Genomic DNA, 14,818 nt, shown 5'->3' on the forward strand with positions numbered 1-14,818 from the left:
TAATTTGGGATATCATAAAAATAACTGTAAAAAACATACTTAATGACTAATTTAAGGATAAACTTAATATAGGTCTTAACTTCTTAACATTATGTTTACTATTGATTAATTTGAGAAATTAAATGAAAAATACAATGTTTAGTTAATCAGAAAGAATTTGGTTTAAAGTTTTAGAGTATTTTCCCAAATTCAGATGATTCAGAAAAAAATATCCATTATTATCATAATCCATGAATCTATCATAATCCCTGAATCAATTACAATCAATAGATATGATGATAAAATTTTAAAAGTTAATTCAGTTAATTTGTTAAGATATTCTGGTTAAATGGGTTAAATGGTTGTTTAAAGACTTCAAAACTAAATTTTACTGGAATAAATCTTAATTTCAGAAACATTTATATGGTGGTAGAAGGTAACTTACTTCCGGTTATGATGTAATCCTTTAATCTTAATTGATGTGTCTATTTTAAAGGGCATGAACTCCATGAATTGGGTTATAATGATTAAATGTTAGAAATTTTAGTTAGAAATTAATCAATGTTTTAGATATTGTATTTAATTGGATTTTGTGGATATTTTATGGGATTGTTAAATGGTTTTTAATAATACGGATGTTTTATCTGGAAAAAGAGGTGGGGGTATAAAAAACGAATTCAGACGTTAATAAAAAAGTTGTTGGTTTTGTTGTGGGTATTTTAGCTTTTTTAGTGGTTTTATTGGTTCCTCTGAGTGGTTTAAGTTATCCGGGTCATGCTGCTCTTGCGCTTTTGGTTTTTGCCATTGTGATGTGGGCTAGTGAGACTGTTAATTTGGCTGTGACGTCCATTATGATCATGTTTTTGCTGCCTTTGCTTGGCATTGAGAGTTTTAGTAATGCTGCGGTTGGGTTTGCTAATCCCATCATCTTCTTGATGATTGGTGGATTTATCTTGGCTGAGGCTATTCGTAAAAGTGGGCTTGCAAAACGTTTTACTTATTTCCTTTTGTCAAAGCTTGGTACGAGTCCGAGTATGAGTCTTTTTGCTGCTATTTTTTCTACGGGAATTCTCTCTGCTTGGATTGAGAATGTTGTGGCATTTGCAATGCTTCTCCCTATTATTAAGGAGATCATTCCTTTGATGGGTGTGAAGGATGCTGAGAAGGGTAACAGTAACTTTGCTAAGGCTATGGTTTTAGGTGCTTCATATGGTTCTCTTGCTGGGGGATTTGGAACGGAGATTGGTACGGCGCCGAACTTGATGGCAGCTGCTTATACGCATTTGCCTTTTGCTAATTGGATGGTCTTCGGATTTCCGCTTGCGATTGTTATGCTTTTTGTTATTTGGAAGACGTTGCAGTGGGTGTTCCCTCCGGAGGTTGAGGGTATTGTTGGTGGTAAAGAGACTTTGACCAACACGTTGAGTAAGCTGGGGTCTATAAATAGAACTGAGAAAATCACGGCTGTTATTTTGTTTTTCACCATAGGTCTTTGGGTTACAACAGGAATCACAGGACTCGACAGTTACTCGGTGGCACTTATCGGTGCAGCACTCTACTTTATAACAGGTGTTATTGACTGGAAAGATGCTCAGAAGAACATTGATTGGGGATTAATCATATTCTTCGGAGGTGCTTTAGCCCTTGGAGCAGCACTCTTGAACACTGGAGCCGCAAACTACTTGATACATGATGCAATTGGTATGCTTGGAGGTAATCCTTCAACGTTGATCATTATGCTCTTGCTGATGGTTGTTGCTGTGATTTTCACACAGGTTATGTCCAATATAGCACTTTCAGCTATTTTGGTGCCTATTGCCGTGACTTTGGCTTCTGCTCAGGGTCAGCCGGTTGGTATTTATGCTGTGCCTGTGGCAATTGCTTGTTCACTGTCTTTCATGTTCCCAATGGCAGATCCAACAGTTGCAATGGCATATGGGACAGGTTACGTGAACATCAAGGAGATCTTGAAAGCAGGTGTGCCTATGGTTGTGATAGGTATTATTCTGACCATAATTGTCTTACTGACAATCGCAGTGCCATTCCTGGGTTAACTACAGAAAAAAAATCTAAAATATGACTAAACATAAATTTTAGATTCGAATTTGGAAAAATTAAGGAGAAGGAGTAATTGCAGAACAAAAAGCTAGTTGCAGAAAAGTTATTATCTGCAATTAACCCCCCTATTTTTAATTTATTTTTTTTAAAATCAATATTGCATTTTAAAGTTGTTTCTCTAAATAAGGGTTTTAGCTTAAGCGACCTTTAAACTTTAAATTCATTAAAGTTCGGTTTTTTATTTTAATAGCTATTATTAATCTTTTAATAAAGATATCTGGTTTTTTTATGGGTTTAAAATGCATTTAAGACAATTAACAATAGGAAAATTTATATATGATATTGTTCAAAGAATAGAAAGTTCTAAAGTATGAATTTATTAATATTACACTAATAGAAATGGGTTTAATAATTCTAAAATTTTTAAAAAGCTTAAAATGATGGAAAAACTTGATATATTATTTTAAAATTTTTATTCCTCAAGAATATATCTGATTGAAGTTGATCCTGGTTTTAAAGGATGGTTTTAATATGTATACTGTAATAATGGGTGGCGGAAGGGTAGGACTAAATCTTGCTTCTGCACTGGTTTCTGTTGGACACGATGTCACCCTAATTGAAAATGATGAAACACTCTGTGGAAATGCTGCGGCTGAATTAGATGCCCTTGTTATTTGCGGTAATGGAACAAATATAAAAACGCTTGAAGAAGCAAACATTGATGATGCAAATGTATTCGTGGCAGCTACTGGCAACGATGAATCTAATTTACTCTCATGTATCCTTGTGAAGGATTACAAGGTTCCTAAGATTATTGCAAGGGTAAGCAACCCAGATCATGAAGAAGCATTCAAAAAGGTAGGAATAAATGCAGTCATAAGTCCAGAACTTACAGCTGCAGGATACCTTGAAAAGCTTATAACAAGGCCCAAAATAGCAGACCTCATTATCATTGGAAAGGGAAATGCAGAGTTACTTGATATAAGCGTTACCAATAAAAAAGTCATAGGCAAAAAAGTAGGGGATGTAAGTCCGACAGATAACTACATAATAGCTGCCATATACAAAAATGGTGAAATAACTATTCCTAAGGAGAATATGGTGATTGGTGAGGGAGATAGGATATCAATTCTTGTGAAAACACCTAAAGTACAGGCTGTTACGCACATGTTTGCTAAATGAAACGCACAATTGCTATGAATTTTAAAAGTAGATAGTCAGAATATTTACATGATCAGATATTCGCATGATTATTCAGTTATATTTATCTATAAGAATTTGTTCCGAATATTCCTAATTTAACATTAAATTATGAAAATAGCATTAATAAAAAATAAAATTGATTTTAAGTTAAATTAAATTTTTAAACAATTAAAATACTGTTTTTACAAAACATTTGTTCATTTCATTTACTAATATTTTCATGTTGCATCCATAAGATAAATCTAAGATCAAATATCCAGCATCTGATCAATGACTTGCATATCCACGTTATCTTCAAATATTTTTGCAAGTCTGTCTATTGAAAAATTTTTCAGATCTTCAAAGTCATCTTTAACAAGTCCAAGTGGTTCAAGACCCTTTGAGGTTCTTAAATAATCTGTGAAAAACCTTCTAAAGTGGAAGTTGTGGAATATGCCATGGAAATAGGTCCCTGCAGTAGCCCCGTTTACAGCCCCATCGTACTCGGAGGTTGGATGGTTTCCACACCCTTCAATAACTCTGAATAATGGTTTTGATGTTCCAAGTGTGGTAAGGCCTTCATGTAGTTCGTAACCCTTTACATTGTCGCCTTTAAGGTCTTCAAATATCCCCCCTCCAAGCACCTCGCCACGGCTCTGGGTGACAACTTTCTCAACAGAATCAAACCGTGTTTTGGCATCTAAAAGTCCAATGCCCTCAATGTTACCATATTTTGATTCTTTAAGTGTTTCATCAATGATCTTGGTTCCGAGCATTTGATATCCTCCACATAAACCAAAAACAGGAATATCCTGTGATAGTTGTTTTATCTCATCTGTGAAACCAACCTTCTGAAGGGCTAAAAGGTCGCTTATGGTGTTTCTGGTGCCGGGCAATATGATTGCATCCACATCCCCTATTTTGTCCCCAAGCTCAATGAGTTTTATTCCAACATCAGGTTCGTATTCAATTGGGTCAATATCTGTGAAGTTGGAAATTCTGGGAAGTCTCATAACTCCAACTGTTAATTTCTCATTTTTCCGGTATTTATGCTCTGAAAGTGATGCTGAATCCTCTTCCGGAAGTTTGAGGTTTTCATCGTAGGGTAAAACTCCAAGAACTGGCACACCAACTATTTCTTCTATTTGACGTATTCCTGGAATTAAAATGTCCAAGTTTCCTCGGAACTTGTTTATTACTATTCCCTTGATCCTTTTCCTGTCTTCTTCTGGCAGAAGGGAGAAGGTTCCTGCAATGGATGCGAAAACGCCACCTCTATCAATATCAGCAACCAAAATTACATCTGCATCTGCAATGCGAGCTATCTGCATGTTTGCAAGGTCCTTATCCAGCATGTTTATCTCTGCAGGGGATCCTGCTCCCTCAATCACAATTATGTCATATTCCATTTTTAAAGCTTCGAGTGATGTTTTAATGGCTTTTAGAGCTTCATCTCGAAAGTTGTTCTGGTAATTGTAAAAATTCATGTCACCTGCGGGCTTTCCATGCACGATGACTTGGGATATGAAATCTTCTTTGGGTTTCAATAGAATAGGGTTCATGTTGTAGGATGGTTCAACCCCTGCAGCTTCAGCCTGGAGAACTTGGGCCATCGCTATCTCTGCATTTTCAGTTGTTGTGTAAGAGTTCAGGGACATATTTTGAGATTTGAACGGTGCTACTTTGTAACCCCTTTTTGAGAAGATTCTGCAGAGTGCAGCAACTGCAACACTTTTACCTGCATTTGAGGAGGTTCCTTGAACCATGATACAGGTTGTTTTCTTTTTTAAATCCATTTAGATACCTATCCTTGATTATTAGTTTACACTAATGCAAAATTGATGTTCAGATTGTCATATTGATTTCAATTGAATGATTATGTGAGTTGACAAATGCAATACGTATTACGTAATTTTCTGATTGATGTCTCCATGATCTAGCTCTTTAATCATTTTTAATCATCAAATTGTTGATATCAACGTTTGATCCTTATTGATTCTTATCATGTTTATGTACAATAAAAAAGTTTAGTTCTTGTTTTGTATTTGAGAAGTTTTTTATTTTTGGCGCTTGTTCATCTAGTTAAATCATTTTTTGGCATAGTGATCTATGCTTTTATATACTTGAAGTTACTAAAGTAAGAAAAATCTTAGAAAGTTTTATATGAATGAAAGTAATAGTAAAGATTTCTAAAAGCAAATATTCATATATAATATATAAGATAGTATATATTTAATAAAGCATATCAATCTAAAAAAAAATCACTTTGATTTTTGTATAATGCAAAATTTGAGGAGGTTGTCATAAATTATGGCAAATTTAAATTCGAATTCTACAACTTCATTAAAAGATAAGCTTAATTTTAGAAGTTATAAAACTTCTCAGGACATAGAAGTTCCTAAGAAGATCATAGATCAAATTATAGGCCAGGAAGAAGCTGTTGAAACTGTAAAAAAAGCAGCAAAACAGAGGAGAAATGTCCTGTTAATTGGAGAACCTGGTATTGGTAAATCCATGCTTGCCAAAGGAATGGCAGAGTTACTTCCACCAGAAGAGCTTCAGGACATACTGGTTTATCCAAATATTGAAGACAACCACAATCCCCTTATAGGTGCAATGCCTATTGGTGAAGGTAAAAAAGTGGTTATGAACCACAAAATAAAGGCTAAGGGACAGGAAGAGAAAAAGAATATGTTCATGATGATCATAATAACCTTTATTCTGGTCATTGGATTCATTTTACAACAATTTTTAGCTGCAATAATAGCAGCTGGAATAGTATTCCTGGCCATTCAGCAGATGAAGCCAAGAACTTCAATAATGGTTCCAAAACTTCTTGTAAACAATGAAAATAATAAAACAGCCCCATTCGTTGATGCTACAGGAGCTCATGCTGGAGCGTTACTGGGTGATGTTAGGCACGACCCATATCAGTCCGGAGGACTGGGAACACCTGCTCATGAACGTGTTGAGGCTGGAATGATACACCGTGCAAATAAAGGGGTGCTTTACGTAGACGAAATTGGAACTATGCAAATGAAAACTCAGCAAGAACTTCTTACTGCAATGCAGGAGAAGAAATACTCCATAACTGGACAGAGCGAGACAAGCAGCGGTGCAATGGTGCGTTCACAGGCAGTACCGTGTGACTTTGTATTGGTTGCATCTGGAAACCTTCAAGTGCTAGAGGGCATGCACATAGCACTCAGGTCAAGGATACGTGGATACGGTTACGAAGTCTTCATGAAGGATTCAATGCCTGACACACAGGATAACAGGGATAAACTGGTTCAGTTTGTTGCTCAAGAAGTTGAAAAAGACGGTAGAATACCTCACTTCAGTAAAAAAGCTATAGCTGAGATTATAAAAGAAGCACAGCGAAGATCAGGTAAAAAAGATTCATTAACCTTAAAGTTAAGGGATTTAGGTGGTCTTGTAAGGGCTGCAGGTGACATAGCAAAAGGTGAGAATGCAGAATTTGTAACAATTAAACATGTTTTAAGCGCTAAAAAACTTGCTAGAACCCTTGAACAGCAGATAGCTGATCGTTACATAGTTCAAAGGAAAGATTACAGTGTGTTCAAAACTGAAGGTACTGAGGTTGGTAGGGTAAATGGTCTAGCTATAATTGGTGATAGAAGTGGTATAGTGCTCCCAATAGCTGCCGAAGCTGCTCCATCCCAGAGTAAGGAAGAGGGTAAGATTATTGCCACAGGTAAACTTGGAGAAATAGCTCTGGAAGCTGTTCAAAATGTTAGTGCGCTTATTAAGAAGAACACAGGAACCAACATATCCAACTATGATATACATATCCAGTTCCTCCAATCTTACGAGGGTGTTGAAGGTGACAGTGCAAGTGTTTCAGTTGCAACATCGGTCATCTCTGCACTTGAAAACATCCCTATAGACCAGTCATTGGCATTAACTGGATCACTCAGTGTTAGGGGAGATGTTCTCCCTGTTGGTGGTGTTACTGGAAAAATCGAAGCTGCAGCTGAGTCAGGTATCAAAACGGTTCTTATACCCAAATCCAACATGGATGATGTCATGATTGAAGAAAGGTATAAAAATAAGATTAAAATAATTCCTGTGGAAACCTTGAGTGACGTTCTAGAACATGCACTTGTTGGAAAGGAAAAAGAGAGCATTATCGTGAAGATGAGGAAGATCACAGAAATAGTTCCAAAGGGTATACTTCATAACCCAACAACTAATTAATTTTAAATGATTGAAAGGATATTTCCCTTTCCTTTTTTTGATTTTAAATAAATTGAAAATTTTAAATGATTTTATATAAATTGATTTTAATGGAGTTATGGAATATCACAACAATATAAAATTAGTTAAACTGATTTTACAAATAGATATAAATAGATAAAAAAAGGAATATTAAGTTAGACGTAAATCTTTTCTAAAAATTACAAATTTAATAAATAATATTTTCAATAGGTTGGTTTGATAGTTCATCACTGAATTGATTTTAAGATTTTAATAATTTTAATGGATTTTAAGAAAAATTCATGGAATTATATTATAAATGCTCATACTATTACCTATTAAATAATATTCAACAAATAAATATTCAATTATTCAAAGGATTCACGATAATGCTGATTATAATAGTATTAAAATAAAAAAATAAAGGACAATAAAACATGAAAAAACTTAGATTTAAAGATTTAGATATATCCAGTGAAATAGAGAACGCTGTTGCAGATATGGGATTTGAAGAAGCCACACCAATTCAATCTTTAGCAATACCTCACGTACTGGATGGAAGAGATGTTATAGGCCAAGCACAGACAGGTACAGGAAAAACAGCCGCATTTGGAATTCCGATTCTAGAAATGGTTGATCCTGGCGACAGAAGTCTGCAAGCCGTGATACTCTGCCCAACAAGGGAACTTGCAATTCAGGTTGCAGAAGAAATCAGGAAGCTCTCAAAGTACATGAGTAAAATCAAAGTACTGCCAATTTACGGCGGCCAGCCGATAGAGAGACAGATAAAAGCCCTTAAAAAAGGTGTACAAGTTATAATAGGCACTCCAGGTCGTGTTATGGACCACATGAGGAGAGGAACCCTGAAAATGGATTCAGTGAAAATCATGGTTCTGGATGAAGCTGATGAAATGCTTGACATGGGATTCCGAGATGATATTGAAATTGTTTTAAGGGATATGCCCTCTGAAAGGCAGACTCTTCTTTTCTCTGCAACAATGTCCCGGGACATACTTAATTTAACCCGTAAATACCAGAATAACCCTGAATTCCTTAAGGTAGTCCATCAGGAACTCACGGTACCCGAGATCCAGCAGATCTACTTTGAAGTTAAAGAGAAAATGAAACTTGAACTTCTATCACGTTTACTGGACATACACAACTTCAAATTATCACTTGTTTTCTGTAACACCAAAAGAAGAGTTGACAAACTTGTAACACATCTCCAGATAAGAGGATATGCTGCAGACGGACTCCATGGAGACATGACCCAAAGTCAGAGGGACAGAGTTATGGCCAAGTTTAGAAACGGTAAGATCGAAGTCCTGGTTGCAACAGATGTGGCTGCAAGGGGAATCGATGTAGAAAATGTTGAAGCAGTTTTCAACTATGACGTGCCAAACGACGATGAATACTATGTTCACAGGATTGGAAGAACAGGTAGAGCAGGTAAAACAGGTATGGCATTCACTTTCGTATCTGGAAAAGAAATCTACCAGCTTAGAGATATACAGAAATACACCAAAACCAAGATAGAACAGCATCAGATACCATCCATCAAGGATGTTGAAGCGATCAAGACCAACAACTTCCTTGAAAATGTTAAACATGTTATAAACACAGAAGATCTGGAAAAACAGGTTCATCTTATTGAAAAGATGATGGAAGAAGATTACAGCTCCGTGGAAATGGCAGCAGCACTTCTTAAAATTGTCATGACCAGGGAAACCAGTGATGTTAAAGTGGAATCCGCGTCTAACGACTTCGGTGACACAGGAGCAAGTCCAGGTATGGTAAGATTTTTCATCAATGTGGGCCGTAAACAGAAGATCAGAGCAAAAGATATAATAAAAGCTATAAATGACAAAACAGGTCTTACAAGCTCATCAATAGGTAAAGTGGATGTTTTTGACAAGTTCTCTTTTGTAGAAGTTCCTGAAGCCAGTGCAGGTGAAGTTCTTTCTTCAGTAAGTGGATCTAGAATAAAAGGTAAATCTGTGAATATGGAACCTGCAAATAAAAGGGAATAAATAAGGGATTGAAGTCCCCATAAAACTCCTTTTTAGGTTGTTTTTTAAATTTCTGGATAGATCTTATTTTATTCTTATTTTTATCTTTGCAAATTCTCTTTTCTTTTAAAATTTCTATTTTTATATTTATTTGTTCGAGGCAATCCTATTCTAATTAAATTTTTTCAGATTGTAACTGAATATTTTTTAACTCTCAGTTTAGATTTAAACCGTTCGAAAATTTTGATTTAAAGACTTCAAAGAACTGAAAAAGTGAGATACACTTCTTTAATTTGAAATGAAGATATACCATGAAAATAGTACCCTAAAATTAAGGATAAAGAATTGGATTTGGAAGGAGTTAAAAGGATGCTTAACTGGCTGGTTTTAAATTAAATTTAAAAATAAAATAGAAAATAACTAATAGTGATTTGATACAATGGAATTCTGAAATAGAAGGATTCTAAAATTTTAATGATTATAAATTATTCTAAAGATATTAAAATATTTATAGTATGTTACGATTTTTTGGAAGGAGGAACATGAATGTTGAAGTCAAGTGATTTAAATGGCAAATGGCAAAGCCAAAAATCAGAACCAATTGAAAATCAAAATGGAACTGTTCTTTACATCAGAAGGGAAGCTTCCTTTTCAGATGATAACTGGGAAATAATGATCAGGACGTTCCTAGATGAGAACTGTAAACATTCTCTTTTTAACGTGCGTGCTACAGGTACATACAATTTAGATAATGAATCCAAGGATGTGCCCGGTGCAACATGTGTTGATTTCCACAACACTGCCAGATATGTAACAGCCAATAATGAACCCATTGTTGAAATGTTGAATCACGCAACCATTCTAAGCAGAGGATGGGAGCTGGAAGTGGAGCAAGATGTGAGTGAAAATGGATGCCTTCTGGTGCCTTCGGTTGCAGACTGTCCTGTGGAATATGACATTATTAAAAAGGATGAAAATGGACTTTATTTTGGAGATTACACTCCGGATCAAGAAGAAGAATTGCAGAAATTGGTAGGTAAAAATGTAAGTAACTCTGAGACTTCTCATGGAACATGTAGTCCAAATATTAGGCCAAAACAGTTGATAAAGCATCCTTTGGTGAAGATTAATTCCAATTAAGATTAAAAAATATGAAATAAAGATTAAAAAATGGGAGAACTAGACGTAAGCTAGACATAAAATAGGAAAGAATAGACAAAAAAAAGTTTTTTCCTGTTTTAATTTGTTTTGTGATGTTTTTTTAAAATGAAAAATTCTTCATCTTAATTTGATTTTGTTTAAAAATTAAAAAATCAAGGTGTATAAAAAGAGAATATTAAAAAAAATGGATGTTAAAAAAACAATTTCTGGATAAAAACTTATTTTCAATAAAACTGCTTTTGGTTATTTAAACTGTTTCAAACCTTCACAAACAACTGAAGCTACAGAAACTGTGCTAACATCAGATCTGAGGGTGTCGGTGGCAAATACATCTTCCACGCCGGCTGTGAATATCTTCAGAAGAGCATCCTCAACCAGTACAGGGTGTACACATCCAACAACAACATTTTCTGCACCAAGTTCCCTTAAAATCTTTGTAGCATTAACGATCGTCCCGCCTGTACTTATGATGTCATCGATTATGACAACTTCACGGCCTTTAACGTCTATGCCCTTTAGTTTGGTTTCAACCTTTGTTGGTGACAACCTGGTTTTCTCAAGATGGTCGCACTCGCAGCCAAGTATCTCTGCAATTTCCTCTGCAAACCCGAGAGCACCCTTATCTGGTCCAATTACGATTGGATCATTCATGTTTGTTTTGATATGTTCTGCTATTGCGGGCATTGCAGATAATTCATGCACAGGAATGTTAAAAAAGTCTTTTATATTTTTTTCATGGAGATTTATGCAGAATAGTTCTGATGCACCTGCTGCTTCAAGGAGCTCAGCAACTATGGCAGCTGAAACTGCTTCTCCCTTTTTGAACACGCGTTCTTGCCTTCCGTATCCAAAGTAGGGGATCACAACCCTTATTTTTTTAACTCCTAAATTCTTAAGGTTTTTGAGGATTAAAAAAAGTTCCATGAGATTTTCGTCCTGAGGATAACCTGTCGATTGAACTACAACTACTTCCTCTGGGATTTCACCTTTTATTCTTATATATCGTTCACCATCTGGGAATTTACGGGTTTCAATGGGACACAGAATATCTTCTAATTCCCTTGCAACCTTTGCAGCTAATTTTTGTGAAGAAGATCCACCTATTATCAAAAAAACCACCTATTATTGTTAATATAACCGTTGTAAACTTTAAATGTCATAAATTTAACTTATTCAAACAAGTATTTATCAATTTGTAGTTAATCTTAGTTACCCAACTAAAATTTGCATTTTGAATTTTACTATTCCTAAAATAATTATACTATTTTAAATCAACATTCAATCAATTAATATTCAATTTAGTATATCCTATAAAAAGAATTTCATTATTCAATATTTGTTAACTTTATTAATAAGCTTCCTCTAATAATAGGATTAATATTAATATGATAGAAGAGGTGGCCAGATGCACGAACTTTCAATGGCCGACGCCATGGTTAAAACAGTTCTGGACGTTGCAGAGAAAAACAACGCTACAGAGATCATTGAAGTAACTATAGAAGTTGGAAAACTCACCATGCTCAACCCTGAGCAGCTTAAATTCCTTCTGGATGTTCTAGTGGAGAACACATTACTTGAAGGATCAAAAATCAATATAGAAGAAGTTTCAGTAGAAATTAAATGTAATGCATGTGATTATGTGGGATCAGCAAATATGGAAGGCTCTGATCATTATCTGGCAATAATCAAGTGTCCTAAATGCAGTGGACGGGATGTAGAGATAACTGCGGGGCGAGAATGTAATGTTAAAAAAATTAGAATAGAGCAGGATGATGATTTAGAGAGTGATGATCCAGTAAATGATAATGGTAATTAACCATCCATGCATATTGATTGAAATTATTGAACAATAATTGAAATGTATAATTAAGTTATAAAGTTTTTTAAAAGAGTGATAAGATGCACAAAATCGCAGACATTGAGATACAACATGATATCATGGTTGCAAACAAAAAACTTGCAAAAAGAAACCAGAAAATATTCGATAAAGCAAATACATTTTCAATAGATGTTTTAGGAGCTATAGGCTCTGGAAAAACATCACTCATAGAAATCTTGATCCAAAAAATGGATTATAAAATAGGTGTCATAGCCGGAGATGTAATAAGTAAGTTCGACGCAGGAAGAATTGAGAGGCATGGTGTGCCTGTTGTAGGACTTAATACAGGTAAAGAATGTCATTTAGATGCCCATCTTGTGGAACACGTCCTTGGAGACCTGCCACTGGAGGATATAGATATTCTATTTATAGAAAACGTTGGAAACCTGATCTGTCCAGTTGATTTCGACCTTGGATCCCATATAAGGATGGTCGTTATAAGCGTCACTGAAGGAGACGACACAGTTGAGAAACACCCCCTAATCTTTAAAGATGCAGACCTGGTCGTTATAAACAAGGTTGACATTGCAGACGCAGTTGGTGCTGATCAAGATAAAATGGTTGCAGACGTTAAAGAACTAAATCCTGATGTAGCTGTAATAAAAAGTAGTCTTAAAACAGGACAAGGTCTTGATGAGATTATAAACGCTATTGAAGGATTTATTAAGGAGAATTGAACCGATAAATTGGATCAATTATCCATTGTCTTTTTATCGTAATATTTTTTTATTGAAATACTTCCGTGTTCTCTGATGGTTTGGGATGTTCTGATTAACACTAAACTTTTATATTCAGTTTTTAATGAAAATTTCATAAAAAAAATATTAAAATCATTGATTTAAGAAGCAAAAACATAGCACCAAACTTTTTCAGCATGTTTTGATTTTTGTGATGATTATCTTAAAAAGATGATTTAATTTTAAAAGAACGATTATATTGGATATTAACCGAAAATGAAAGCAATCAATTTAAAAACAGATAAAAAGTTGTAGAATTAATTAAAATAAGTTAAAATTAATGGACTGGCCGGGATTTGAACCCGGGGCCTCCGCCATGCCAAGGCGACGCTCTACCTCCTGAGCTACCAGCCCTGTAAACTACTTTAACTTGGTGATATTTAAACTTAATGCTATTTCTTTTAGGGGGAAAATAATGAAGGATATCAAAATAAGAAATGTTCAGGGAGATGATTTTCTCAAAATAGCTGAACTTGCAGAGAAATGCAGTCCAATGTTAACAGAGAGAAATTCTATTTATCATATGTTCACGAAATTTTTTAGAAATACTTCCTTTATAGTTGAAGATCATGAGGGTGGGAAGATTCTAGGATTTCTTTTGGGGTTTATTTCCCAGACAGATCCTAATAATGCTTACATACAATTTTTGTGTGTGAAACCTGGCTTTAAAAAGGAGGGTATCGCAACACGTCTCCTTAAAAATTTCTTTGAAGTTTTGAGGAATAAAGGATGTAGAAAAGTTTATCTCATCACAAAGCCACGAAATAAGGTTGAAGTTGAATTTTATAAAACTCTTGGATTTAAGGTGTATGGAAATAATAAAACAATTGTTATTGATGGATTGAAGGTTATTAAAGATTATAATGGTCCTGGAGAGCACAGAATAATCTTTTTTAGATTGATTTAATCATTTCCACAATTTAATTTATTTCATAAAATTTTTAAAGAGGTTTCTTAATAGAATATAAAATAAAGTAAAGAATTAATGATCATGGAAACTAATTCAATTAAATGGAATCCGTTATTTTAAACATTTATCTTCTTAACTGCAATATAATTGCATATTTGATGTTTTGAAGAATTAAATGAGAAAATTAAGGAACAAGTATGGAAAGGTTAGGAGAATAAAAGCATGAAAAAAGCTTTGATATTATTAGGATGTCCAGAAGCACCGTCTCAAACGCCTATGGCAGTATATGCTACATATAAACTCACTAAAATGGGATATGACGTTACAGTTGCAAGCACACCTTCTGCAATGAAACTTATTGAAGTTTCAGATCCAGAGACTTTCTACATAAAAAGTAAGATAGACATAGAGTCCTGTCTTGAAAATCTTGAATCAGGGGCATTTGACCTTCTTGTGGGCTTTGTGCATAAAGATGCTGCAGTTTCTTACTTTGTAACATTTTATCATATTCTTAATACGACTTCAATTGCCCTGGTATTTGAGAAGGATCCAGATTTACTTGAAAAATTCGAAAAAATGGTGAAAGAAAATACTGATGCTGAAATAGTAGCGGTCCGAGCTTACCACAACCCTACACCTATGAAGGTTAAATTTGATAGGGCTATTAAGAAATTGGAGGGTTAAA

At 34.7% G+C, this 14,818-nt stretch carries 11 protein-coding genes and 1 tRNA gene; 9 read left to right on the forward strand and 3 right to left on the reverse strand.

Annotated features, from left to right (window positions below):
* Window positions 1–710 precede the first annotated feature (710 nt).
* The gene (locus MSWAN_RS02190) at window positions 711–2,033 is read left to right on the forward strand and encodes a DASS family sodium-coupled anion symporter (RefSeq protein WP_320406976.1); all 1,323 of its coding nucleotides are present in this window, start codon (window positions 711–713) and stop codon (window positions 2,031–2,033) included.
* Window positions 2,034–2,568: 535 nt separating this feature from the next.
* Window positions 2,569–3,219 carry a potassium channel family protein gene (locus MSWAN_RS02195; RefSeq protein ID WP_013824980.1) on the forward strand — a complete coding sequence of 217 codons (651 nt, stop codon included), beginning with the start codon at window positions 2,569–2,571 and terminating at the stop codon, window positions 3,217–3,219.
* 269 nt (window positions 3,220–3,488) lie between these two features.
* Here MSWAN_RS02195 and cobQ read toward each other — a convergent pair whose 3' ends face one another.
* Window positions 3,489–5,015 (reverse strand): cobyric acid synthase CobQ, encoded by a 1,527-nt coding sequence (gene cobQ, locus MSWAN_RS02200; RefSeq protein ID WP_013824981.1) that lies wholly within the window; start codon window positions 5,013–5,015, stop codon window positions 3,489–3,491.
* A gap of 514 nt (window positions 5,016–5,529) precedes the next feature.
* On the opposite strand from cobQ, the gene lonB reads away from it, so the two are divergent.
* The 3 genes from lonB (at window position 5,530) to MSWAN_RS02215 (ending at window position 10,586) form a co-directional block, all read left to right on the forward strand.
* A complete protein-coding gene (gene lonB / locus MSWAN_RS02205) occupies window positions 5,530–7,437 on the forward strand; it encodes an ATP-dependent protease LonB (RefSeq protein WP_013824982.1) in 1,908 nt (635 codons plus the stop codon).
* A 437-nt stretch (window positions 7,438–7,874) separates the two neighbouring features.
* A complete protein-coding gene (locus tag MSWAN_RS02210; protein WP_013824983.1) occupies window positions 7,875–9,467 on the forward strand; it encodes a DEAD/DEAH box helicase in 1,593 nt (530 codons plus the stop codon).
* Window positions 9,468–9,992: 525 nt separating this feature from the next.
* Complete coding sequence (locus tag MSWAN_RS02215; protein WP_013824984.1) at window positions 9,993–10,586, forward strand: hypothetical protein; 594 nt, start codon at window positions 9,993–9,995, stop codon at window positions 10,584–10,586.
* Between the two features lie 264 nt (window positions 10,587–10,850).
* Here the strand turns inward: MSWAN_RS02215 and MSWAN_RS02220 are convergent, their stop codons facing one another.
* Window positions 10,851–11,717, reverse strand: coding sequence for a ribose-phosphate diphosphokinase (locus MSWAN_RS02220; protein ID WP_013824985.1), 867 nt, complete (start codon window positions 11,715–11,717; stop codon window positions 10,851–10,853).
* 295 nt (window positions 11,718–12,012) lie between these two features.
* Between MSWAN_RS02220 and hypA the strand changes: the two genes are divergently transcribed.
* Both hypA and hypB read left to right on the forward strand, forming a co-directional pair.
* Complete coding sequence (hypA, locus tag MSWAN_RS02225) at window positions 12,013–12,423, forward strand: hydrogenase maturation nickel metallochaperone HypA (protein ID WP_013824986.1); 411 nt, start codon at window positions 12,013–12,015, stop codon at window positions 12,421–12,423.
* An 83-nt stretch (window positions 12,424–12,506) separates the two neighbouring features.
* Window positions 12,507–13,163, forward strand: coding sequence for a hydrogenase nickel incorporation protein HypB (gene hypB / locus MSWAN_RS02230; protein ID WP_013824987.1), 657 nt, complete (start codon window positions 12,507–12,509; stop codon window positions 13,161–13,163).
* Between the two features lie 341 nt (window positions 13,164–13,504).
* Here hypB and MSWAN_RS02235 read toward each other — a convergent pair.
* Window positions 13,505–13,577: transfer RNA gene (locus tag MSWAN_RS02235), tRNA-Ala, on the reverse strand.
* A gap of 61 nt (window positions 13,578–13,638) precedes the next feature.
* Between MSWAN_RS02235 and MSWAN_RS02240 the strand changes: the two genes are divergently transcribed.
* A complete protein-coding gene (locus MSWAN_RS02240) occupies window positions 13,639–14,130 on the forward strand; it encodes a GNAT family N-acetyltransferase (protein ID WP_013824988.1) in 492 nt (163 codons plus the stop codon).
* 225 nt (window positions 14,131–14,355) lie between these two features.
* Complete coding sequence (locus MSWAN_RS02245; RefSeq protein WP_013824989.1) at window positions 14,356–14,817, forward strand: DUF1890 domain-containing protein; 462 nt, start codon at window positions 14,356–14,358, stop codon at window positions 14,815–14,817.
* Window position 14,818: the final 1 nt, after the last annotated feature.

This window comes from Methanobacterium paludis (genome assembly GCF_000214725.1).
Classification (GTDB): Archaea; Methanobacteriota; Methanobacteria; order Methanobacteriales; family Methanobacteriaceae; genus Methanobacterium_C; species Methanobacterium_C paludis.